Annotated in this window: 22 protein-coding genes; 15 read left to right on the top strand and 7 right to left on the bottom strand. The window is 57.8% G+C overall.

Features of this window, described 5'->3' with window-relative positions; translation table 11 throughout:
* Positions 1-80 precede the first annotated feature (80 nt).
* Positions 81-1268 carry a glycosyltransferase gene (locus HY962_11080; GenBank protein MBI5647465.1) on the top strand — a complete coding sequence of 396 codons (1188 nt, stop codon included), beginning with the start codon at positions 81-83 and terminating at the stop codon, positions 1266-1268.
* A gap of 39 nt (positions 1269-1307) precedes the next feature.
* On the opposite strand, the gene HY962_11075 is transcribed toward HY962_11080, so the two are convergent.
* The 3 genes from HY962_11075 to HY962_11065 all read right to left on the bottom strand — a co-directional run bounded on the left by HY962_11075 (position 1308) and on the right by HY962_11065 (position 2754).
* Complete coding sequence (locus HY962_11075; protein MBI5647464.1) at positions 1308-1823, bottom strand: phosphatidylglycerophosphatase A; 516 nt, start codon at positions 1821-1823, stop codon at positions 1308-1310.
* Positions 1771-2379, bottom strand: coding sequence for a CDP-diacylglycerol--glycerol-3-phosphate 3-phosphatidyltransferase (pgsA, locus tag HY962_11070; GenBank protein MBI5647463.1), 609 nt, complete (start codon positions 2377-2379; stop codon positions 1771-1773). Before pgsA ends, HY962_11075 begins: the two co-directional genes overlap by 53 nt.
* Positions 2380-2535: 156 nt before the next feature.
* Positions 2536-2754, bottom strand: coding sequence for a cold shock domain-containing protein (locus tag HY962_11065; GenBank protein MBI5647462.1), 219 nt, complete (start codon positions 2752-2754; stop codon positions 2536-2538).
* Positions 2755-3138: 384 nt separating this feature from the next.
* On the opposite strand from HY962_11065, the gene HY962_11060 reads away from it, so the two are divergent.
* The 14 genes from HY962_11060 (at position 3139) to HY962_10995 (ending at position 19810) form a co-directional block, all read left to right on the top strand.
* A complete protein-coding gene (locus HY962_11060) occupies positions 3139-4641 on the top strand; it encodes a hypothetical protein (protein MBI5647461.1) in 1503 nt (500 codons plus the stop codon).
* Positions 4641-6005: a sigma-54-dependent Fis family transcriptional regulator gene (locus tag HY962_11055; GenBank protein MBI5647460.1), complete on the top strand. Its 1365-nt coding sequence runs from the start codon at positions 4641-4643 to the stop codon at positions 6003-6005. Before HY962_11060 ends, HY962_11055 begins: the two co-directional genes overlap by 1 nt.
* A gap of 288 nt (positions 6006-6293) precedes the next feature.
* Complete coding sequence (locus HY962_11050) at positions 6294-6704, top strand: response regulator (GenBank protein ID MBI5647459.1); 411 nt, start codon at positions 6294-6296, stop codon at positions 6702-6704.
* On the top strand, positions 6701-7369 hold the full coding sequence (locus tag HY962_11045; GenBank protein MBI5647458.1) for a cytochrome C: 669 nt from the start codon (positions 6701-6703) through the stop codon (positions 7367-7369). Before HY962_11050 ends, HY962_11045 begins: the two co-directional genes overlap by 4 nt.
* Positions 7370-7445: 76 nt before the next feature.
* Positions 7446-8504, top strand: coding sequence for a hypothetical protein (locus tag HY962_11040; protein MBI5647457.1), 1059 nt, complete (start codon positions 7446-7448; stop codon positions 8502-8504).
* 50 nt (positions 8505-8554) lie between these two features.
* Complete coding sequence (locus tag HY962_11035) at positions 8555-9358, top strand: SUMF1/EgtB/PvdO family nonheme iron enzyme (GenBank protein ID MBI5647456.1); 804 nt, start codon at positions 8555-8557, stop codon at positions 9356-9358.
* 27 nt (positions 9359-9385) lie between these two features.
* On the top strand, positions 9386-10639 hold the full coding sequence (locus HY962_11030; protein ID MBI5647455.1) for a cytochrome c3 family protein: 1254 nt from the start codon (positions 9386-9388) through the stop codon (positions 10637-10639).
* A 7-nt stretch (positions 10640-10646) separates the two neighbouring features.
* A complete protein-coding gene (locus HY962_11025) occupies positions 10647-11510 on the top strand; it encodes a hypothetical protein (protein ID MBI5647454.1) in 864 nt (287 codons plus the stop codon).
* Between the two features lie 272 nt (positions 11511-11782).
* Positions 11783-13495 carry a hypothetical protein gene (locus HY962_11020; protein MBI5647453.1) on the top strand — a complete coding sequence of 571 codons (1713 nt, stop codon included), beginning with the start codon at positions 11783-11785 and terminating at the stop codon, positions 13493-13495.
* A 174-nt stretch (positions 13496-13669) separates the two neighbouring features.
* The gene (locus HY962_11015; protein ID MBI5647452.1) at positions 13670-15562 is read left to right on the top strand and encodes a hypothetical protein; all 1893 of its coding nucleotides are present in this window, start codon (positions 13670-13672) and stop codon (positions 15560-15562) included.
* Positions 15563-15576: 14 nt separating this feature from the next.
* The gene (locus HY962_11010) at positions 15577-16899 is read left to right on the top strand and encodes a cytochrome c biogenesis protein ResB (GenBank protein ID MBI5647451.1); all 1323 of its coding nucleotides are present in this window, start codon (positions 15577-15579) and stop codon (positions 16897-16899) included.
* Positions 16892-17698, top strand: a complete 807-nt coding sequence (gene ccsA / locus HY962_11005; GenBank protein MBI5647450.1) for a cytochrome c biogenesis protein CcsA — start codon at positions 16892-16894, stop codon at positions 17696-17698. Before HY962_11010 ends, ccsA begins: the two co-directional genes overlap by 8 nt.
* Positions 17691-18758 (top strand): hypothetical protein, encoded by a 1068-nt coding sequence (locus tag HY962_11000; GenBank protein MBI5647449.1) that lies wholly within the window; start codon positions 17691-17693, stop codon positions 18756-18758. Before ccsA ends, HY962_11000 begins: the two co-directional genes overlap by 8 nt.
* Before the next feature lie 62 nt (positions 18759-18820).
* Entirely contained in the window at positions 18821-19810 is a 990-nt protein-coding gene (locus HY962_10995; GenBank protein MBI5647448.1) for a hypothetical protein, read from the top strand.
* A gap of 66 nt (positions 19811-19876) precedes the next feature.
* On the opposite strand, the gene HY962_10990 is transcribed toward HY962_10995, so the two are convergent.
* The 4 genes from HY962_10990 to asnS form a co-directional block, all read right to left on the bottom strand.
* Entirely contained in the window at positions 19877-20710 is an 834-nt protein-coding gene (locus HY962_10990; protein MBI5647447.1) for an ABC transporter permease subunit, read from the bottom strand.
* Entirely contained in the window at positions 20707-21636 is a 930-nt protein-coding gene (locus HY962_10985) for an ABC transporter ATP-binding protein (GenBank protein MBI5647446.1), read from the bottom strand. The genes HY962_10990 and HY962_10985 overlap by 4 nt, the downstream gene beginning before the upstream one ends.
* A gap of 137 nt (positions 21637-21773) precedes the next feature.
* The gene (locus HY962_10980; GenBank protein MBI5647445.1) at positions 21774-22319 is read right to left on the bottom strand and encodes an inorganic diphosphatase; all 546 of its coding nucleotides are present in this window, start codon (positions 22317-22319) and stop codon (positions 21774-21776) included.
* Positions 22320-22334: 15 nt separating this feature from the next.
* Positions 22335-23723 carry an asparagine--tRNA ligase gene (gene asnS / locus HY962_10975; protein MBI5647444.1) on the bottom strand — a complete coding sequence of 463 codons (1389 nt, stop codon included), beginning with the start codon at positions 23721-23723 and terminating at the stop codon, positions 22335-22337.
* Positions 23724-24096 lie beyond the last annotated feature (373 nt).

Genomic DNA, 24096 nt, shown 5'->3' with positions numbered 1-24096 from the left:
CAGCATGATACTTTGCTCCCGAGTTCGTATTTTTCGCGACTATGCAGTGCGGCATGCCGTCCGGACGCGCGAAAACGACCATGAGAGAATCCGAGACCCCGCCCCGAACCCGCAGCGACACACAGGCGAGCATCGTGTGTTTTGCCGGCAACGACTGGTGGGTGCACAATCCCTACACCGAGAAGCAGTGGATGCGGCGCATCGCCGCGCGTGGACACAAGGTGCTCTTCGTGAATTCGATCGGCATCGGGCTGCCCAGTCTGTCCACACCCCGCGTATTCTCGCGCGTCGCGCTGAAGCTCAAGAGTTATGCGCGCTGGCTGCGAAAATCGGAGGGGGTGTGGGTGTTGACGCCGGTGGTGTTCCCGATGTGGTCGGTGCCGCTCGTCGCGCGTATGAACGTGTTCCTGCTCACGATGCAGGTGCGCCTGCTCCTCCGTGTGCTCGGCATGGCGGATCCCGTGTTCTGGGGCGGACTCCCGACCGCCGCGCTGCTGCTCGACCGCATCCCGCACGATTCGTCGGTGTATTACATCCAGGATAATTATCTCGCGTATTACGACCGCATGACGTTTTCGAGCGTCGTCGAGAATCACGAGACCATGTTCCGCCGCTGCGACGACGTGATCTGCGCCTCGATCGGCATGCACGACGAGCGCAGTCTCGAGCGGCCGCGCGTGCACTACGTGCCGCATGGGGTCGCTCCCGGCTTCCTGGATGCGGGAGTCGCGGCGTCCGCACAAGCGCCCGCGGCAATGAAGGATATTCCGCATCCCATTATCGGATATTGGGGCTCGCTCGAGGTGCTGCAGGATCAGGATCTGATCGCGCGGATGGCGGAGACGCATCCCGAGTGGTCTCTCGTGTTTGTGGGGAAACCGATGTACGACACGTCGCGCATGCGGCAGTACCGCAACGTGCACTTCATCGGATACGTGCCCATCAACGACGTGGCCCGTTACGGCATACACTTCGACGTGGCCGTCATTCCCTGGGTGCAGAACGCGTGGGTGAAGTACAGCGCGCCGGTGAAATTCCGCGAGTACTACGCGCTGGGGAAACCCGTCGTCAGCGCCGACATAGTGGAGGTTCGCAAGGCGCTGCCCGGCGCGCGCACCGAGTCGACCATCGAGGGCTTTATCCGCGCGGTGGAGGACGAATTGGCGCGAGACACGGAGGAGCTGCGCCGCGAGCGTCGCGCGCTTGTGGCGGGACAAAGTTGGGAATGGTCCGCGGGACTTGTCCTCGACGTGATACTGCCCGCCTGATCTCTCATCGTCACGCGCGAGACGTGGCGTGTGGCGGATTCAGGCCGTGATAAAAAGAAATGCCTGCAGGACGAGGTTCGCGTACACTCCCGCGGCGACATCGTCCATCATGATGCCGAAACCGCCGTGCATACGGTCGAACTGCCGCGCAGGCGGTGGTTTGATAATGTCGAAAAAACGAAAAAGGAAAAACGACGCGGCGGCGATGTACCAGATTTTCGGCAGCAGCAGAAGCGCGATCCACTGCCCGACGACTTCGTCGAGCACCACCTCCGAGGGATCCTTGCCATAGTGCCTTTCCATGGCCGAGGCGATGGGGAAGCCGGCCAGAAGGAACAGCAGCGAGGCGGCCGCAAGCGGCAGCCATTCTGAAAAGCCGGGAATAAACCAGTAGAGCACGACCGCGACGGCCGACCCGACGGTGCCCGATGCAAACGGCGCGTAGCCGCTGAAGAGTCCGCTGCCGACAAGCAGCACGAGAGGGGAAGGTCGCGGCGCGCGGTCAGCGGGAGTGTGATCCTGCAACGAGGCCTCGGAGGAAGTGTCGGTTGTCATACAGATACTGGATGCCCGTGTACAATGTGAGTACCGTCACGGCGAACATGAGCACAAACACGACGGTGGGATGCAGCAGCGCGGCGACCTCGGCGTTGTATGAACGCTGAACCCACCCCACGTCGCGCAGGATGATGAGGAGCAGCAGATAGTACAATACCGCCATCTGCAGAAAGGTCTTCGATTGCGCGGTTTTGGATGTGACGATGTGCGCACCGCGCGCTTCGGCGATGGAGCGCAGGACCGTAATCAGCAGGTCGCGAATGATGATGAGCCACACCATCCACCACTCGACATGCCCAAGCGACGCAAAGGCGATAAACGCCGCCGAGGTGAGGAATTTGTCGGCCAGCGGATCGAGAAATTTGCCGATGTTGGTGACGGTGTTGTATTTGCGCGCGATAATTCCGTCGTACCAATCCGTTATCGCCGCGATGAAAAATATTCCCAGCGAGACATGCCGAAACGTCGGATCCTCGGAGACGAAGAACACGTAAAATACAGGCGAGAGAATGATGCGAAGCAGAGAGAGTCTGTTCGGCAGGGTCGAAAACATGCGGCGATCGGGAAAAACTGTGACGAATGCGTAAAAATAGGACATTTGGGACCTGGAAAAAACAACCGTCCGCGATGTCCGCGCGCAGATGCCACGTTCCCCGCACGGCGTCAGGGCGGGGTGTACTGCTACAGCAGCAGAAACAGCGGGTTTTTCCTACACTTCTGTATCACCGTCGATCCGCTGGACATTCACCGCCTGCGGGCCGCGTGTGCTCTCGTCGATCTCGAACGAGACTTCTTCACCGGTTTTCAACTTTTTGTACCCTTCGCCAATGATCGAGCGATAGTGGACAAAAATATCCGGCAAACCGTCTCTTTCAATAAATCCAAATCCTTTTGCGTTGTTGAACCATTTTACTTTTCCACGTTCCACAATACCTCCTCCTACTGAGATAAGATGGAATTTCCCGTACCAACGCATCGTGTCTGGAGTTTGTGAAGACTAGCCCTGCCTGTGACTATGGCCTGGCGTTCGACGGTGCGGGCGCTCCTAACTTCCGCGTGAATGTACATGGATTTGGGCCGCAATGCAATTTCCCGTCCCCGAGAAAAAGTAAAATCGTTGTCATATAATGACTTACGGCGATAATGGGTGGGCGTTTTTTTCACAGGGCCAAAAATTCACGCTTTTTTTGTCGACTTCGGATCAGAATCGACAACGACGGCACCATTTGTTGCGCTTTCATGGTTATATTGGCATCTCTACAAAAAATACACACATTTCGCACGTACCGCATCAATCTGGTTTTCCAGTTCCATGTCGCTTTCGCACCGTAGTATTCTCGGAAAATTCGTCATTTTTATCGCGGTAACTCTCGCGGTTTCCGGGGGTGCCTTTTACTATCTGGCGTATTCAACTGGTACAAACATGCTGCTTGCGCTGGGCCACAGTCGCGCTCAGGGTGTGACATACGTCGGGCAGAATCTCGTGCTGCACTTCATGAATTCGGCCGACAAATCGGAAGTCGCGGAAGGGCTCCGCTCGATTCTCTCCACACCGCGGGTACGTGCGGCGTATGTTGTGTCGGATAGCGGGAGTATCCTCTTCCCACTGGAAAAAAAGGAACAGCAGGCACGCATCGATCTTGCAAGTCTGACGCCGGATCCTGCGGTGCCCGAACATCGCTTTCACCTTGTACGCAACGGGAACAGTGTACAGGAACTCTATCTCAGCCCGCTTCGGAACCGGGGCGGCTGTGAGAAATGCCACGGCACAGAAAAGGATGTGCTCGGGTATCTCGCGATTACGGTTTCCCTGGATGATCTCATGGCGGTTGCGGAGGAGCACCGGACCGGGAACATGCTCGCTCTCGGTTCCATAGTCGCCCTGCTCGGGGTGATGTTGGCCGTCTCTCTGGGTCTGATCATCGTTCGTCCGGTTAATAAACTGAAGAGATACATTCGCGCGTCGGAGATGGCTATCTCCGCGATTGAAAACGGCGAGCCGGTATCCATGCCCACCGCCCCTGTCGTGTCCGGACGGGACGAGATTGCGGACCTGTTCCGGTCATTTTCGCTGCTGATTACGCGTCTCGATAACGCATATTCACAGTTGCTCGATGTACATGACGGACAGTTGCGTCGGGCGGACCAGCTTGCGACCATCGGCGAGATGGCCGCGATGATGGCGCATGAAATAAAAAATCCCATCGCCGGAATTAAAGCCGCGCTGCACATTTTCAGAAGGCAGGGTGGAGTGGACGCCGAACGCGCAGAAATCTACGATGAAATGATAGCGCAATTGGACAGGATGAACACGGTGATCGATGACCTCCTGATATATTCGCGCATGTCGCCGCCGAAACTGCAGCCGCTCGACCTGGCGGAATTGCTTCGGAATCTGCATTCACTTTTCCAGATTTCAGCGGAACGAGCGGGGGTTACCATGTCGTTTGAGCTGGATGCTTCCGCACCCATTGTTCAGGGTGATGAGAAACAACTCCAACAAGTGCTTTGGAATGTGATGCTGAACGCTACCCAAGCCATGAAGTCCGGCGGTGTGATGAAGGTCTCCCTCGAAAACGTGGAACAGCGTGCAACGATCCGGATACAGGACACTGGATCGGGTATTTCGCCCGACGTGCTCTCCCGCGTGTTCACTCCGTTTTACACAACCAAACACAAGGGGACCGGACTGGGGATGGCCGTTTCGAAACGTATCATGGAGCAACACGGGGGCGCCATTTCCATCGACAGTACCGTGGATGTTGGAACGACCGTCACGTTGTCATTTCCACCCTTCGCGGCAATGGAGGACTGATGCGTCCGGAATCGATATTGATTGTCGACGACGAGCGACTGTTGCGCTGGGCGGTGAGGGAAGAACTGACCGCTGCGGGATTTACCGTGCATGAAGCCCAAAGCGCCGCTGAGGCGCGCGCGGTTTTCGAACAGGTCGAGCCGGATCTGGTTCTATTGGATCAAATACTCGAGGACGAAGACGGGCTCGCGGTGCTGGCCTTCATTCGAACAACCGCGCCCGACATACCGGTCATCATGATCACAGCCGTCGACACGTCGGATGTGGCAGTGCGCGCCATGAAACTCGGAGCATACGACTATGTCACCAAGCCGATCAACTTCGAGGAGTTGCACCTGCTCATCGGTCGCGCGCTCGAGCAGACCCTGGTGCATCGACAATATCGCGCAGCGCTTCAGGAACAAGTGAGGGAAGGCGGCGTCTTCGGCATCATCGGCGCGTCCGACGGGATGAAACGCATCATTTCGACCGTGATGAAATTTGCCGGCGCCACGGCATCAACAGTGCTGTTAACCGGAGAGAGTGGTACCGGGAAAGAAGTTGTGGCGCGCGCCCTTCATTCATTGGGCGATAGAAAGGACAAGGCCTTTGTGACTGTGAACTGCGCGTCGATACCGCGTACGCTGATGGAGAGCGAACTGTTCGGTCACGAGAGGGGCGCCTTCACGGACGCGCGTGCGCGTCACAAGGGTGTTTTCGAATTGGCACACGGCGGCACACTGTTTCTTGATGAGATCGGCGATTTGCCCCTCGAACTGCAGGCCGTTCTGCTCCGCGCGCTCGAGGAGAAAACATTTCGACGCGTCGGAGGCGAGCACGATATCGGAGTTGACGTGCGCATCATCGCGGCCACGAATCAGAACCTCGAGACATTGATCGAGAAAGGGCAATTCCGGCAGGATCTGTACTACCGGCTCGACGTCATGCACATCGAACTCCCGCCGCTCCGCACGCGCGGCACCGACATATTGCTGCTCGCGCATCACTTCCTGCAGGAATTCAATACCAAGTTCCGAAAAGAGTACAAGGGTCTGAGCGAAGAAACAAAAAAGCTGTTTCTCTCCTATTCCTGGCCGGGCAATGTTCGCGAGTTGCGGAATGTTATCGAACGCGCGGCGTTTCTTGACGACGGCGAGTACATCTTCTCCCATTCCGTACAGCTCGGGCATCTCCACTCACTCGAAACGCCCGTCGTTCATGAAGCGACAATCGCCTCGACCGCTGAATCGCTGGACGAGCTTGAACGGAACGCCATCAAACGCGCGCTTGGGGCATGTGATAATAACCAATCACAAGCGGCGCGGCTTCTCCAGATCAGCAGGGACACGTTACGCTACAGAATGAAGAAGCACGGGATTACGTAAATCCGCCGATACCTGTGGGTCATTTCCCCCAGATTCGAATGATGGGGGAGTGGGGTAAATAACCCACCACACACATTCGATGCAGGCAAGAGCCGGTTCGAAGAGGTGATAATATACGATTCACGCGCGGAGAGGGGAATTTCATGGTGCGGGAGGACCATCCGCGGTCTTGGCATGGTCATTGAGCATTGATCTCTTGGCAGACACTCCAGTTCCTTGAGAGAGACACTCTTGCACACCTCAGTTCCAAGTTCCCCATCAATTCTGATTGTCGATAATGAGCCCTTGTTGCGCTGGGTTCTCGGTACCGCCTTCGCAGCGTCGGGATTCAACCCCGTCGAAGCGGAGTCGGTCGAGTATGCGTTGCAGGTACTCCGTGGCCAGCAGATCGACATTGTACTCACGGACATGGAGCTGAACGACGGCTGTGGTTGTATGATCACCGACGCGGCGTTCGACAAGGATCCGACAATCCCGGTTATCATGATCAGTGCGAGACATGAATCAGGCTTAGGCCTCTGCACAAACAGGGGCAATATCTCGGACTTTATTCCCAAGCCATTCGATGTTGATGTCGTGGTGCGCCGTGTCACAACCTTGATGCATTGTTCACAGACTTCACTCTCTCCACATATCTCTGATCCGCACTTAGATCAGTCTCATCCCACCCAATCCATTCCTGGAGGTTTTTCACAATGAGACAATGCATCGCAGCACTTCTTTTCCTCGCCGTGTTTGCAGGCACGGCCGGTGCACAAATCACCGGTTCCTCGCACGATTTCAAAAACTCCACGACGTACACGTGGAACACGACCGGAGAAATCTGCGTCACGTGTCATGCACCGCATAACGCGGCGCAGAAGACGCAGGGTCCGCTCTGGAACCACGCGGTATCCACGGCGAGCTACACGATGTACGACAACACGTCGACGGGAGCCAACAAGACCACCGGGACCCAGAACTCGACCGCACCGACAAGTCTCGGTTCTGCGTCGAAAATCTGCATGGCCTGCCATGACGGCTCCGTCGGCCTCGGTAATTTTGGCGGTACCACAACCAACACGACGTATCTCACCGGTTCCGCCCTTCTTGGAACGGCGCTCGATGATGATCACCCGATCAGCATCACCTACAACTCGGCGCTTGCGACCGCGGACGGAGAGCTTGCGGATCCGTCGACAACAAACGTGACTTTGTACGGTGCAAGCACGCCGCAGGGTCTGCTGAAAGATCACATGCTCTACAATGACAAAATCGAGTGTGCGAGCTGCCACGACGTACACAACAAGAGCGGCAGCTCGACAAGTCTGCTCAAGAAGAGCAATTCGGCGAGCGCTCTCTGCCTCACCTGCCACACCAAGTAAATCATCACATCGCCGCGTATGCAGAGGTGCGGCGTGTCCGCACCTCTGTGTTATAACACACGAGTATTCTGGACGTATGCATAGATCTCTCCATTTTCTGCTTCTCTGTCCGATTCTGTTCGCCGCATGCGCGGGGCCCGCGGCTCTCGGCCCGACAAACGAGTATATCATGTATCCCCCGCCACCACAGGTGGCGCGTGTGCAGTACCTGACGAGTTTTGCTGAGGACCGTCGATTCGCCTGTCGCGACGCGGGCGGAGTTTTAAGCACTATTCTCGGAGACGACGCGGGGATTCACCTCATCCGGCCCTACGGTCTCGCCACACACAATGGAAAATTGTACGTGTGTGATTCCCGGGTCCACGGGCTCGTCGTGGGAGATTTTGCGAAGGGCACGCTGAGCGCTTTCCAACCGCGAGGACAGGGACAACTGCGTGTCCCCATCAATTGCGCCGTCGATTCTTCGGGGAGAGTGTACGTGGCCGATACCGATCGAAAACAAGTGGTGATCTTTACGCCGGAATTGGACTACATCAACGCGATCGGTGACGGAAAAGACTCGAAACCCGTGGATGTCAAATGCACCTCCGGCGGCGTCTGGATTCTCGATATGCTCCGTCATCAGGTGCAGGTGTTTCCGCACGGTGGCGGCCCGATGGTACGAAGTTTCCCGGACACGACAGATCCAAAAGCCCCGTCGTACCTGTTTTCGCCAACGAATTTTGCCATATGGTCAGACCGCGTCTATGTCAGCGACATCGGCGATCAGAAAATCAAGGTGTTTGATCTCGAAGGAACGTATATCACAAGTATCGGATCGCATGGAAATCAACTGGGACAGTTCGTGCGACCGAAGGGTGTGGATGTGGACCGCGATGGCAATCTGTACGCCGTTGATGCGGCGTTTGAAAACGTACAGATTTTTGATAAGGAAGGCCGTCTCCTGCTGTTTTTTGGCGGCCCATATCACGGCCCCGGCGACTTGAACATGCCCGTCAAAGTATTGATCGACTATGAACATGTCGATCATTTCAAAAAGTACGTGGCGCCGGGTCTTGTGTTGAAATACCTGATCTTCGTCACGAATCAATGGGGATCCGATCTGGTAAACGTGTACGGCTTTGTCGGACCATGACGCGGATTGTGTTTCACATACTGCGACGGATGACAGCAGTATTTTTTCCGGTGTGCGTTTCTGTCTGTGTGTTCGCGGGCTGTGATACGGGCACCGACACCAAGAATCCACCGAGCACCTTCATCGAAATGGTGACGTTGAATGGCGGAGCCTTCCGCATGGGAAATATCAACGGATCCGGGGGACAGCAAGACGAGCTTCCCGTGCATCAGGTGACTGTGCATCCGTTCATGATCTCGCGGTGCGAAGTGACACAGGAACTCTACGTGCGAGCAACCGGGCGTAATCCGAGCATCCACACAGGTGTCGCAAAACTGCCCGTCGAAAACATCGACTGGTACGAGGCCGTGGCCTTTTGCAACTCACTCAGCGCGCTCGAGAATTTTACGCCGTGTTACACGGGCATCACCGAACGAAACGTGCAGTGTGATTTCGGCGCCAATGGATACCGGCTTCCGACAGAGGCCGAGTGGGAATTCGCATGTCGTGCAGGGACGAGCACGGAGTACTCATCCGGTGACAATGTCAACGCGCTGTCGGTTGTGGGTTGGCATGCGGGGAATTCCGAAGGCACGACACACCCCGTCGGGGAAAGGGAGGCGAATGGGTTCGGCCTGTTCGACATGCATGGCAATGTGCTGGAATGGTGCTGGGATTGGTATTCGGCGTCGGCATACGGGGCAAATGCTGTGCAGGACCCGCGGGGCCCTGCGTCAGGCGCGGAAAAGGTGCTCCGCGGAGGATCAGCATTTCTGCTGGCGACAAATCACCGTTCATCATGCCGCAGCGCGTATCTGACGCCGGGAACAAAAAGGCGCGACACAGGCATGCGCGTGGTCCGCAGTATTCCTTAATATGACGCACATGATGTTCCGCACACTATGAAAAATCGGCTTGATATCATTCTGCTCATTGCGTGTCTACTGGTCGGCCTCTCGGAAAGCCAGGCACAGGATTTCTTCACGCTTCTGTATCCACGCGAGAATCCACGCGTCTCGAAGGTACGGACAGTGTCGGTCATCGGGCGGTCGGACTCGAAGGACATCGCGCGTATCCGTCTGTTGACGCCAGCCCGTGCCTCGATTTGGTTGCGCATGTCGACCAAGGAGGACAAGGATGGATTTGCATCCGCGGTCAAAGCGCTGTTCCCTGAACGATTTCTCCTGAGCAAAGCGGTATTCACCATGTTGTACCCTCAGGCGAACAAGGAGAACCGTCAGGAATTGACGTTTGCCCTCGAGAGCAACACGGGGCTCAAGGAATTTTGGGCGAGCGAGCAGTTCAAGAACATATACGCGTCGCTGTTCCGGCATTCAATCGCGAGTGTCCGCGTGGAAATCGAGGGGTGGACGGCCGAAATCACCGAGACGGGAAACGCGTCCTCCCATATCGCGAGCACCGGGATTTTTGTGCTTCCTACCACACTGACCCCGGGCAGCAACAGTCTTGTGCTGCAAGGGCTTGATGAGAAGGGGAAAGTGCTTCAAAGCGCCGAGGCGGTATTTTTTGTGCCCACCGAATTTCTTCCGATACCGTCCTCTGTTGGAGAAATTCCGTATTTCCACAGTACCGTATACTCGGAGACCTGCGCCGACTGCCATGCCATCGACATTCCCGCCTCCGCCGCCGGCGGGGGCTCGTCGATGAAGGAGTACTGCGGACCCTGCCACGCACCCATGGTCACGCGAAAAAACGCGCACGCACCCGTTACGGACTGGGATTGCCTTACCTGCCACGATGCGGCGGCGAAGCAGCCGTTCGCGCTTCATGCGAACAAGGATTTCGGCACGGCCGTCTGCGGCGAGTGCCATGGCGACGCCACCGAAGCCGTGGAAAAAAGCGAGACACAGCATTTCCCCGCGACGGATCGATGTATGCAGTGTCACGATCCGCATGGCACCGACGAACGCGCGTTGCTCGTCGATAAGGTAAATACGATCTGCGCATCGTGTCACGCCGAGATGGCCAAGACACCTCATCCGATCGCCAACCATCCTCTGACGACGGTCGAACGTCCCTCGACACAGGTGCGTCGCCTCGATTGCGCATCGTGCCACCTGCCCCACGCATCCGCCCTCCCAAAACTTGTGCGCGGGACCGGCATGGCCCTGTGTTCCACCTGTCACGATTATTGACACACGCGTGAGAGTGCGATGTAAAACCCTCGCTCTTCTGTGCCTGTGCGGGACACTTTTCGCGCAGGCGCAACCCGACAGCGCGGCGGAAGCCCGCTCGCAGATCGGCTTCACGATGCATGGTGCCACGGGACTGTTCCTCGCTCGTTCGCCGTTACTGGTGGAGCCGGGAAATTTTGTGGCCGGATTTTCGGTTCTGAGCGAGGCCGGCTCCGGCGGCATGTTCATACAGCCGATCGCCATCGGGTATGGCGTGGCGCGAATGTCGGAAACCTTCCTTGTGTTCTCGCCAAAGCTGCGGGATGGGAGCGATGAATTCCACGACGTGCGCATCGGGCTCAAAGCGCTTGGATTGGAACTGGGCATTGGCAGCTTTGCTGTCAGTGCGGAATACTGCTCCACGGAACTTGCCCGCAACGGTGTGCAGGTCGACACATGGACAAGCGTTGCGCTGCAAACAATTGTGGGAATGCACATCGATAACCTTCAGGTCTTCGTCACCGGCGGTGTTGCACACACGCTCACTGCAACACCGCATGCACGACGCGACCGACTGCTCCTTGAGATCGGGATTTCCTATCCGATTCTGGAGTCGCTCCTTGGCATGGTCGAAGTGGGGAGCATCGGGAACGTCGTGCCGCGTATCGACTATTCGATGCGGGCGGGTGTACGCCTCTTTGTCGGCGGGCACCTGCAAATCAACGCGGGGCTATCAACACGGAACCATCGCGGGGCGCTGCAATATGGAGCTTTCCTTGGCGTAGGTTTTTCGACGGCCCGCCTGTCTGCACAATCGACGGAGGAAGAGGACCCCCACTACCTGCCGGAACTCCCGGACCTCGACAAAGTACCAGGCGTTGAGCAGCCCTAGTCCAACCGCCGCTGTGAAGATGCATGATCCACGGATTGTGTCTATGCAGATGTTCACCACTCCATCAGGCACTAATCGGATCGTCCTTATCCGTTATATACCCCATGTGGGGCAAATGGCCCATGCCGATGCTGAAGGTGTTGGAGCGGACGCGAAAACGGTGGAAAAACGGATGTGGAAGGCGCCTCATTGGACCAGAATTCCAGCATGGAATTTGTAGGTACTAGTATAGCCGGACATTCCACATGAATGTCATCGAATAGCACCTGAATATGCCCACCTGTCATCGATACTTCTACCTGCACACACTCGTCCTGAGTCTTTTCATCGGGGCGATCGGTGGACATGACGCGGGCGCACAGCTTTCCGCGATTCGCGCGGACATTCAGAACACCCTCCGGTATGATGATCGGTCGCGCATTTCCCAGTCTCCCCTCGAGCGTACGTACAGCCAAAGATACCGTCTTGACGTGGACGGATACGTCTATTCGCCGAAACTGCTGACCTTTACCGCGTCCACATCCTACGTACGTGAAGCGTTGCAATTTCGTGTTGCCGACCGACCGGTACAGAAACGCGATTTCAGCGACTGGGGCTTGTTTGAACTTTCGGCCACACTGTTCCCGAACAACGGTTTCCGGCTGCGGGGTTTTCTGCACAGGCACGACATGACTTCGGCACAAAGCGGGGCGGATGCGCTCACGCCGGGATGGAGCGCGGTGAACGACACCCGCGTGCAGCGATACGGCATCGACATGCACATCCCGGGCAACACGTTTTATCCCCGCGTCGATCTGCTCGTGACGCGCGATCTGCTCAAGTGTATCACCGTGTGTGACGAACAGTACCGCCGGGACGATCTGGTGATTCTCAGACTGGGAAACAGTGCCAACAACGGCGCATCCTACGCGGCGGATTACCGCGGGATGTTCCGTCGCGATTTTACCGTTCCCGGCGCATCGGACGAACACCAGATCCTGATAACAGGCAGATCGGAAATGGCCGGCGCGATGACCGTGAATGTGACGGGCCAGTATCAAGCGCGCGCGCCGTTCTCGAATCATTCGGTCGACGTGATCGGCGACTACGGCGAATCAGAACGAGCCCGCCATCGCGTTCGCGCCACCGCCACGGGAAACAGGTTGTCGAGCGCGCTCAGGCAACAGGGCACCGAATACCAGTTTGAGCACAGGAGCTTTCTTTCACTTTCATCATCGATGCGCGCCTCGGCAGGAATGGGCGGCAACGTGCAATCGGCGACAAACGGGATAGATCAGCAAAGCGCGGATCGATCATTCGTCGCACTCGACGGAATGTACAACGCAGGATCCGAGGCGTTGCATTATGAACTGTCCGCGTCCGTCGAGGCGGCGCTTGTCAAGAAATTCGGGATGGAGCGCGGATATTTTCAGGCAAGCAAGGCCGGAGGCGGAATCGCGTGGAATGCATCCGAACATGGCATGGTGACACTGCGCAGTGACATCGCTCACGAATACAGCCAAAACGGCGATGATGCGTTGCGAAACGACGCCCGCATAGAGGGCCGCATGACCACGGAATCCGGTCTGATACTCGCCGTTCGTGCCACGAGATCCGATGTCTCGTATACAGGTTCACAGGCGTTTATTCGATCCGCGGTGACAGGATTCGAAGGAGAGGCAAACATCAACGGACTGTCGTTCTGCATCGTGAACCTTCTCCATTCCGAGCGATGGTCGTCCGCCGTGTTTTCCGACCGCAGCAGTCTGAGCAAGGCGGAACTGTTGATTCCGCGGCTTCTGCGGAATCTGGACCTGCGATTCAACGCCCAGCGGACCGCGAGTTCGTTGACCGGATTTCAAACTTACCTGCTCGAAGGCGAGCTGCGGTACCGCTTTCATTCCTTTCTCATTTCCGCTCGCGTTCAAAGAAACCTGACCGGCCGCCTTGTGAGCGATTACATGGTGCTCGACTTCAGGCGACCCATAGACATCTTCTTTCGATGAAACCACAACAGCGTGAATCCGCGTATCGGTATCTTCCGTGCGCCGGTCACCACAGACTCCGTATATTCGTTTCAGTACCGGAAGCGGGTCCGGGTTCTCCCGCACCTGAGCCCGAACACATCAGGGCCGCGCAGCCCGCGCTGCGCGAGACAAGCACGTGAGAGGCATGATATCGTGAAACGCAGCATCCTGATCATAACGTTCCTGATTGCACCCATTGCATTTCATGCGCAGAGCATCGTGGGCACGAAGCACAATCTCTCCGCGGGAAGTTCCGCAACAATCAAGGCCGGGACAGAATCGGAGCTGTGTGTCTTTTGTCACACGCCGCACTCCGCGCAGACCACCGCGCCGCTGTGGAACCGTGATCAGCCCTCCTCCACGTACACGCTGTATTCCAGCGACATGCTCTCATCCTTGTCCTACACCAGCCCGTCGCAGCCGGGATTACGTTCCCGTCTCTGTCTGAGCTGTCATGACGGCACCATCGCGATAGGCAGCGTGTATCGCACCGCGAGCGGCACAACACCCATCAGCATGACGGGGGGTGTCACAACCATGCCCACAGGTGCAGGCGGGAATCTCGGCACGGATCTTCGGAACGATCATCCCGTCGGTCATGCGTACAGCGCGTCGTTGGACCCGCAGTTGGTGACACGGAGCTGGCCGTGGACGGGGAACGTCCTGCTCGAGCCAAATTCTTCCAGCGGACGGATCGAATGCATCACCTGCCACGATGCGCACAAAAATCAGAACGGGTACTTTCTGCAGATGTCGAACAGCAACGCAGCGCTGTGCACGTACTGCCATACGATGTCGGGTTGGAGCGGCTCCTTGGTCATACACCGCACGTCGACCCAGACGTACACACCCGCGGGGGGAAGCGCAACCACCATCGGCGAATGGGCGTGCAGGAGTTGCCACAAATCGCATGGAGCGGGCAGCGGGCCGTACATACTCAGATTTGCCGAGGAGGCCACGTGCCTCCAATCCGCCTGCCACGGTTCCTCCGCGCCCGCCTCGACAAAAAACATCGCCGGGCAGTATTCCAAAACGTACAAACATCCCACCTCGAGCGTGTCGGGAGCGCATAAAAACGAAGCACCCCAGGAATCCGCGTCAAATCTCGGCTCGTCGAGACACGCCGAGTGCTGGGACTGCCACAACATGCATACCGCGGAGGGGACGGTCCACACGGGTGCTACACGCGACATCGCGGGCACGGGCGGCAGCGGTGTGTTGAAGGGTGTATGGGGAGTAGAACCGACCTTCGGAACGCTCCCGACAACGATGACGAACAACAGCAATACCTGGACTCCCGTCACCGCCTACACTGTCGTGAGTCCCGCGGTAAAAGAGTACCAGATCTGTCTGAAATGTCACTCGGGATACGCATCGGGATCGCAGCGGAACATCGCGGAGGAAATCGATCCCCGCTACCCGTCCTATCACGGCATCATGAGCGGAGGGACGACAAACGCCAACTGCACAAGCACCACCCTGTTGGCGCCATGGGGAAGCTACGCCAGCAGCGGTCGTATTGTATGGTGTTCGGATTGCCATGGCAGTGACGACACGGGCACACCACCGAAGGGGCCCCACGGATCTAATATCGATCAGATGCTCAAACGCACCATCACCAGCGACGCCACAAACGGCACGCCGCTGTGCAACATGTGTCACAATCCAACACACTATTGGTCTGGAACCGGCTCCGGCTCGCGATTCACACGTCATCCCAACAGGGAATCAGATCACAAACGCGTGAAAGGATGTTTCACCTGTCATATGTACGATTTTAATTCGAACGCCACGTACGGCGGCGGAAACTATGGCGGAAATACCGGAGCCATCTTTGTCCACGGCATGAACAAAAGATATTACTGGCGCGAGAGGGTGGCCAGCAGCACTATCGCCCAAAGTACGATCAAGGCACTCTCAAGCGCCTTCATAGCAGGATACGTGGCCGACATCGATTTTACGAACCGGATCTGCTGGACCGAAACCCCGGGGAATGCCGAATTTCAAAGCAACTGTAATTACAATCACAACAGTCGCACGTATTGAGAGCCGGGGAGTTGTTGCGATTTCTGATATCCCCCCGTTATATACTCGCGCAGCTCTTCGCTCTGATGTGTCTTGTTGTTGCACGGTATTTTGAATCTGCGGAAAGCACGGAATCCATCGTCGCACAGGCATTGCTCGCATCGCTGGGTGTGCTGACATTCTCGCTGCTTGTCAGCGGAATATCGCGTACGCGCAACCTCCTGAGGCGCGGGCTGAATGACCTGCATACTCGTGCACGCAGCCGTACATTGTTTCTCGATTCCGCTGTCCGCTCCGATCACATCGACGCCTTTCTCGCAGGTCGCGCACGCGAACACCATCGCACGGGTGAAGCGGCTGTGTATGTCGTTTCGTATGGTACCGCAGGACCGTGGTCGTCGGTTGTGCTGCATTTCGGATTGTGTATTGTCTTTGCCGGGATGATTGTCAATTCCTTGTATTCCCTTGAGGGTGTGTTTTCTCTCACGGAAGGAGAATCGGTCGATGTGCGTGGCGACCGGCTGCGACTCGTGCATACAGGCGCGCTTGCGGGGAAAATTGACGAAGTATCATTGCGTGTGAATCTGGCGGAATTCCAGAAGTTGTACCGGGTGGAGAATACATCGACCTCTTCATCCCTTCTCGCGATTCAGGAGAGCGGCGGGTGGATCACACAACGTGTGCATGTGAACACAGCCATCGAAGCGCGCGGGTATACCATACACCAGGGAACGATGTGGGGGTATTCTCCCGGCCTCTATATCGCAGACTCGGCGGGGCATGTGATATTTTCCGGCTATATGCGCATCGCGACCATTCTGCGAGACGGCAACACGCGTTTTGCTGACAGCACGACCCTGCAGGACGGGACAGTGCTGAATATCGAATTTACTCCTCCGGCAACTGCTGGTGAATATTCCGGAGCGGCCGGAGTATCGAACAACACCGTGCCGGTCATCTCGGGATTCCTCTCCGGCAATACCTTCGGGCGTCAGCTATTTCACGTGGCATTGGGGAAGGACACAACCATTTCGGGTATCACGGTGGCATTTCCGGAACTGCGGCATTGGTCGCAGTTCGGAATAAGCAGGGATCCGGGACTGTGGATTGTTGTCGCCGGGCTGGTCTTGTGTATTGCGGGCATTACCCTCCGCGCGCTGGTGTCGTATCAGCGCCTTGTCCTGATCCACGATCGTCAGGAGGGCGCCGCGATGATCCGTCTGTACTTCGAGTCCGAAAAACCATCCGAGGAAAGCGACGCGGATGTATCAGCGATTGTCTCGGCGCTTGTCAGCGCTGCCGCTGTTGCGGATCCACCCCTGCTCCTGCGGGAAGCCGACGGAGGTGCGCATGTATAACATCGAACTCGGGTTGTACTGGACTGCCACCGCTCTGTACGCACTGTCGTTTCTTCTCATGCTGCATTTTCGGAGGCGAGGACACGTTCCGATGCCGGGCCATGCGCTACGGATGCTGCAGGCGGCCGCCGCGGTGCATACGGCGACGATCAGTGTGCGCGCGCTGGCAACCGGGCGGCTCCCGTTCATCGATGTGTACGAGTCGATTTCCGCAAGTTGCCTCATCGCGGTCATGCTCCTGATGTTTTTGCATCAACTCGATCGAATCCCGTCGCACCATGTATCCGCTTCCGCGCTGGTGTTTGCGCTGCTGCTGCTCGGTGCGGGAGCGATGATGGACGCGGGTAATCCCCTGTCCGCAAACTTATACAGCACGTGGTTATATATACACGCCACCGCCGCAACACTGTCGAAGTCGATGTTTCTCGTTGCCGCGATCGGTGCCGCGTCGCGCCTTCGCCCGGCGCACACAGGCGTGGCACACACCACGGCAGCGGTTGTGCGAGAGTCCGATGTGTGGCGTCTTTTCCTTGCCGGATTCCTTTTCCACAGCATCATGCTTGTGTCGGGGGCTCTCTGGGCGGACGCCGCGTGGGGGAGATATTGGGGGTGGGACGCCGTTGAAGTGGGCTGTCTCGGCGTGTGGATTCTGGTCGCGTCGGTATTTCACATCCGGGGACTTTCCATTGTCTCGCACCGGGAAACTGCGCCGTTGTGTATTATAGGCGCCTCGGTTCTTGCATATTTTATGTTATGGGTCGTGGGATCCATCGCCCCGACGATTCACATTCATGGATGACCTGATCCCGCGCCGGCCGCGTCCGGCGCTCCGTATGCTGAAGGCGCCTGTTGTGCTGCTTGCGACGGGTGTGGTCCTGGCCGTCGTCCTGTTTTTCGGCACACGGTACTACTGGGGCAGTGTGGCCGATCGTGTCATGCTCGAAGCCGATACAACACGATTCGACGAGGCACCGGTGTTCATCACATCCATTCCGCTCGGACGGGACGGACAGGTGTATCGGCCATACTGTCTGGCCGAGTCGGGTGATTCACTCTTTGTTGTCTATGCCGAACAACCCTTCATCGACGTCTATGACCGGGATTTCCAACGGCTGTCGTCGATACACCTCGAAGGCCTCGAGGGCGGACTCATCAGCGCGCTTGCCGTGGATAACAACACGCTGTACGTCGCCGATCTGCGCGGGAAAGAGATACGCGTGCACCGGCGCGGAGGAGAATTCATAGAATCGTACAAGTGGCTGCCCGATGCCGCGACACGCATCGTTCCGCACGCACTGGCATTGCGTGATGGCATCCTGTATGTCACCGACGTGGCGAATCGACGGCTGCATGCGATTTCCATATCCCCCATTCCCGGACTGCGCGAGCAGGGAGAGCTGTTGTTCTCCACCACACCGGGATCAAGCGGGAAGGCGGGATTCGAATACCCCTCGTGTGTCGCCGTCACTCCCGACGGACGCATGCTCATCTCCGATCTGTCCGCGGGGGCCGTCTACGTTTTCGGCTGCGACGGTCGATTCGGCGGTACTTTCATCAGCGCGGCTCCACCTGCAAAATTTGCTCCGGCGGGCATTGCCTTCGACAATCTGCCGAGTCCGTCACTTCTGGAACAGTCCAAAAAGAGCTTCGATCCTTCGGGTCTGCTCCAACAGGGAAGGGTGCATATCGTGGACCGGTCCTCGCGTTCGGTGCGGGTCTTCGACGCGACAGGAAAAGCAGTACTTTCGTATGGAGCAGACCGGCTCGGTATCCCGAACGGGATACTGATACATGTCGCGCGGCGGTTGATCATCATTGCCGACACGCAGCAGGGCTGTCTGTTTGTATACAAATACTGACGGCATCGTGGCAGCCATGATACTGTTACAGACGAATCACCTTGTGTAATCGGACGACCACCATGTCGATACGATATTATCTCCCTGTACTGCAGATGCTCGTGCTCGGCGGCGCGATCGCACAAAACACACAGAACCAATGGCCTCCTCCGCCGGCCGAGGCGCGGATCCGCTATATCACCAGTTACGGCTCGAACGAGGACGTGAATCCCCAGCCCTCGTTTTTCACACGGGTACTGAACTTCCTCTTCGGCGAAGACGAGGCGCAGTACCGCATCGTCCAACCCGTGGGCGTCGCCGTGGATCAACGCGGACGCCTGTATATAGCCGATCCGGGCGCACGCTGCATACACGTCATCAACCGCGAGGAAGAGCAGTACACCAGAATCACCCGCGGCACTGATGCGGATCTGCGCAGCCCGGTCTCCATTGTTTTTACGGACCGTGGAGAGATGCTGGTGGCCGATTCCGAGTTGAAGCGCGTTTTCGTCTATGATGCGGATGGTGATCCGCTTCGTATGATAGAAGGACCGTTTTCCCGGCCCATGGGACTTGCCATCGCGGGTGACAGCCTCTTCGTCGCGGATACAGGCGGACACGTTATATATATATTCTCGCTCGGTGGAGAGCTTCGTGGAACAATCGGTTCTCGCGGCACCGGGCCCGGGACATTTAATTATCCGCTGTTTCTGGCAATCCGTGAATCCATGTACGTCGTCGACGCGATGAATTTTCGTGTGCAGGTTCTCAGCCGCTCCGACAGCACCGTATCAATCATAGGTTCGCAGGGAACTTCCATCGGGCACTTTGCGAGTCCCAAGGGTATTGCATTGGATTCGGATGGGAATATCTATGTATCCGATGCGTTACTCGATGTTGTGCAGATATTCAACCGCGCGGGTGAACTGCTGCTCGTTGTCGGTGAACGCGGTGAGTATCCCGGTCAGTTCTCTCACCCGGCGGGCATCCATATCGACGCCAACGATCGGATCTATGTCACCGACGCGCTCAACGGCCGCGTGCAGGTGTTTCAGTACCTGACGCGGCGCTGATACCTGTGGACATGCGTGAAGGCGCCTTGTCCCGGGAGGGAAAGGCGGCAACACCCGCAGCCGGAATTAGAAATCCTTGCGCCGCAGCAGGAAGAGACTCAATCCGTACATCGCCGCGCCAAAAAGCGCGCTGGACCACAGGGGCATCCACACGGCGCTCTGTTTGAGTATGAGCGCAGCGGTGATGTTCCCGATTTCGCCGGATTTCGGGAGAATGTAGTACAGTCCGTCCACCACAACACGCACCACGTCGTTTGTCACCACGGCGTAGATGCCGACCTCGCGCATCGCGAGTATGGGGGCAAGGATGTAGATGTAGAAAAACACGATGATGATGGTGGCCGCGGAACTGCGCGTGCTGATGCCCAGCGCCATCATCGCCGTGTAGATGACGGCGTACGCGACGGTGACCATCACGATGATGGAAAGGAAACCCGGATTCCAGTAGCCCGTCTTGATGGAAACGATGAGCCAGGCGCCGAACACAAAATAGGCGGTAATAACAAAGACGATGAGGATGGCGCCGAGGAAACGTCCGAGCAGCAGCTCCGCGCGTGAAATCGGCTTCGAGAGGAAAAGATCCACCGTGCCCTTCTCGAGCGTGGAAGGGATGATCCCCGCGGTGGCGAAGACCGAGAGCAGTATGGCGGAGAAGTGTACAAAACCCGCGAGACCGACGAGGAAGAAATCGATGATGCCGGGCAGGGATGCGAGGTCGATGGGCATAGGACCCTGCTGCGTCTTTGCAGCGGATCCGGGGGACTGCACCATGGACGCGGGGTCGACAAAGATCGCGACGATGAGTCCGATCACCAGGAAAAACGTGGCCAGCGCGAAATAGACGATCACCGTGGTGATGCGGCTGCGCACCGTGTCTTCGATGAGCGCGAACAGTTTCATGCGGCCTCCTGCGAGACAACCTGGATGAACACGTCTTCGAGCGAATTCCGCTTGCGCGCGACACTGCGGATGAGCACACCCGCCGCGCGGAGCCGGTCTATCACCGCGTTCAGCGCGGCGAGATCGTCCACCGACAACGTGATCACACCCTCGTTGAAACTTGCGGGGACGCGTGTCGCTTCCCACTCCATACGCAGCGTGTCGGGCAGCGCGCCCTCGATGGCGACGAGATACACGTGTTCACTTTCCGTGAGTTCGCGGACGGTGCCGCTGCGCACAAGGCGTCCCTTGTTCAATATCGCCACACGCGACGAGATCTGTTCGACCTCCGACAACAGATGCGAATTGAGGAAGATCGTTTTTCCTTCGGACTGCAGGCGGACCAGGATGTCGCGGATCTCCTTGCGGCCCTGCGGATCGACACCGTCGGTCGGTTCGTCGAGTATCAGCAGATCCGGATCGTTCATCAGCGCCTGCGCGAGGCCGATACGCTGCATCATGCCCTTCGAATACTTCTTCACCTTCATGTTTTGCCACTGCGACATGTCGACCAGCGCAAGTGTTTCGGTGATCCGTTTCTCGATACGCGCGCCGTCGAGACCGCCCAGCCGTCCGAAAAAGCGCAGTATCTGGGCGCCCGTCAGGTAGGGCGGATACTTGTGATTCTCGGGCAGATACCCGACGCGGCTCTTCACCGCGACAGAACCGATGGGTTCGCCGAGCAGGCGCGCCGAGCCGCCGCTCGGGAACACGATCGAGAGCAGCAGCTTGATGAAGGTTGTTTTACCCGCGCCATTCGGACCAAGGAGTCCGAATATCTCGCCGCGATTCACGGTCAACGAGAAATCGGCGAGGGCCGCCACCGCACGGGTTTTTGAACCGGGCGAGTAGGTTTTCGACAAACTCTCGGAGATGATGATGGACATTGCGGAAGGGGAATTGTGGATGGTAGACGGTAGATGGTAGATAGTAGAAAGTAGAAGGTAGAAAGTAGAAGGTAGAAAGTGGAATGGGGAAGAAAACGATCATGCCCGGGCGCACTCTTTGTTGAGTGGCGTTGGTGTTATTCGTCCGGGGCGGATTTCCAGGCGTGGTGTTTCTGGTACTCTTTCATACCATGGAGGATGGCCTGTTTTGCAAAAAGGCAGGGGCTCCATCCGAAACTGGTCACCTCTTTCCCCTCGAGGTGTTTGTAGTTTTCGAAGAAGTGTTCGATTTCGCGGAGGCGGTGACCGGACACATGCACGATGTCGGTGACGTCGCTGTAGCGCGGATCACCGACGGGCACGGTGAGGATTTTGCTGTCGGTCATTTTCTCGTCCTCCATCGCGAGCATGCCGATGGGCCGCACCTGCAGGATCACACCGGGCGAGAGCACCTCGTCGCAGAGCACCATGGCGTCCACCGGTTCACCGTCGCCAAACAGTGTCGAGGGGATGAAGCCGTAGGCCGTCGGGTACTGCACGGCCGCGTGCAACACCCGTTTGAGGCGGAACACCTCGAGCTTGAGGTCGTAGAGATACTTGTTCCGGCTTTTCTGCGGGATCTCGATGACCACGGGGACGATGTCGGGCGCGCGATCGCCCAGAGGGATGTCGGCGAGGTTCATGCGGCGGATTTCCTGTTAGAAGTCCGCGTTTTTCGGCGTGCGCGGGAAGGGGATCACGTCGCGGATGTTGGTCATCGCGGTCATAAACTGCACGAGGCGCTCGAAGCCGAGGCCGAAACCGCAATGCGGATGTGAACCGAAGCGGCGCAGATCGAGGTACCACCAGTAGGTTTCGGGGTCCATGCCCAGTTCGGTGATACGCGCGAGCAGACGCTCGAGATTGTCCTCGCGCTGCGAGCCGCCCACCATCTCGCCCACGCCGGGGAAAAGGATGTCCATCGCGCGCACGGTTTTCCCGTCGTCGTTCATCTTCATGTAAAACGCCTTGATCTCCTTCGGGTAATCGGTGACGATGACCGGATCGGTGAAGTGGCGTTCGCAGAGGTAGCGCTCGTGTTCGGTCTGCAGATCCATTCCCCACGAGACGGGATACTGGAAGGTCTCGCCGGATTTCTGCAGTATGTCGATGGCGTCGGTGTAGGTGATTCGCACGAAGGTGGAGCCCGTGATGGATTCGAGTCGTGTCACAAGATCCTTGTCGTACATGCCGGCGAGGAAGTCCAGATCCTCGCGATTGTTCGCGAGCACAAATCCGATCACGTCCTTGAGGAAATCCTCCGCCAGATCCATGTCGTCGGTGATGTCGGCGAAGGCGATTTCGGGTTCGATCATCCAGAACTCGGCGAGGTGCCGCGTGGTGTTCGAATTCTCGGCGCGGAACGTGGGTCCGAACGTGTACACATTGCCCAGAGCCGAGCAGTAGTTTTCGACGGCGAGCTGGCCCGAGACGGTCAGATACGTTTCGCGGCCGAAGAAGTCCTCGGCGTAGTTCACGTGTCCGTCCTCAGTGAGCGGGGGCTTGGCGGGGTCGAGCGTGGTGACACGGAACATGGCACCCGCGCCCTCGGCATCCGCGCCGGTGATGATGGGCGTGTGTATCCAGGCGAAGCCGCGCTCGTGGAAAAAGCGATGGATGGCGAAGGCGGCCGCGTGACGGATCCGGAACACGGCGCCGAAGGTATTCGTGCGCGGACGCAGATGCGCGATGTCGCGCAGATACTCGAGCGTCATCTTTTTCTTTTGTATCGGGAAGGTGTCGGGATCGGCGGTGCCGAGGATGCGGACCGATTCCACCTGTATCTCGAAGCGCTGTTTGCCGCCCGGCGATTCGACGAGTTCACCGCTCAGCACCACCGATGCGCCCGTCGAGAGTTTGCGCACCTCGTCGATATTCGGCAGCGGTGCCGCCACCACGCCCTGTATGCCGGCCAGCGTGCTGCCGTCGTTGATGGTGAGGAACACGATCTCTTTGGAGTCGCGTTTGGTGCGCACCCATCCCGCGATGGTGACGCCGCCGCCCGCGTGTTCGCGTCGCTGCAAGTCGATGATTCTGTCGCGTTTCATGAAAAGGATCCCGAAGACATTTCCGTTGGAACAAGATTGCTGCAATCCATAAATGTAGCGCAATTGTGACTGAATTCCACGGGCGCGGCGCGTATGCGCACACGCACGTCGGCATTCCCGCGCAAGCGGGACAGCGGGACAGCGGGACAGCGGGAGAGCGGGACAGCGGGAGAGCGGGAGAGCGGGACAGCGGGAGAGCGGGACAGCGGGAGAGCGGGACAGCGGGAGAGCGGGAGCGGAACAACGAAATAGTGTCACGCTGAGCTTGTCGAAGCGCGACGGGACAGCGGGAGAGCGGGACAGCGGGAGAGCGGGACAGCGGGAGAGCGGGACAGCGGGAGAGCGGGACAGCGGGAGAGCGGGACAGCGGGAG

This window comes from Ignavibacteriota bacterium, assembly GCA_016218045.1.
In the GTDB taxonomy this organism is placed as follows: domain Bacteria; phylum Bacteroidota; class Ignavibacteria; order SZUA-365; family SZUA-365; genus JACRFB01.
Note: the sequence above shows the minus strand (reverse complement) of the source record. Positions and strands in the feature narration are given on the sequence as shown.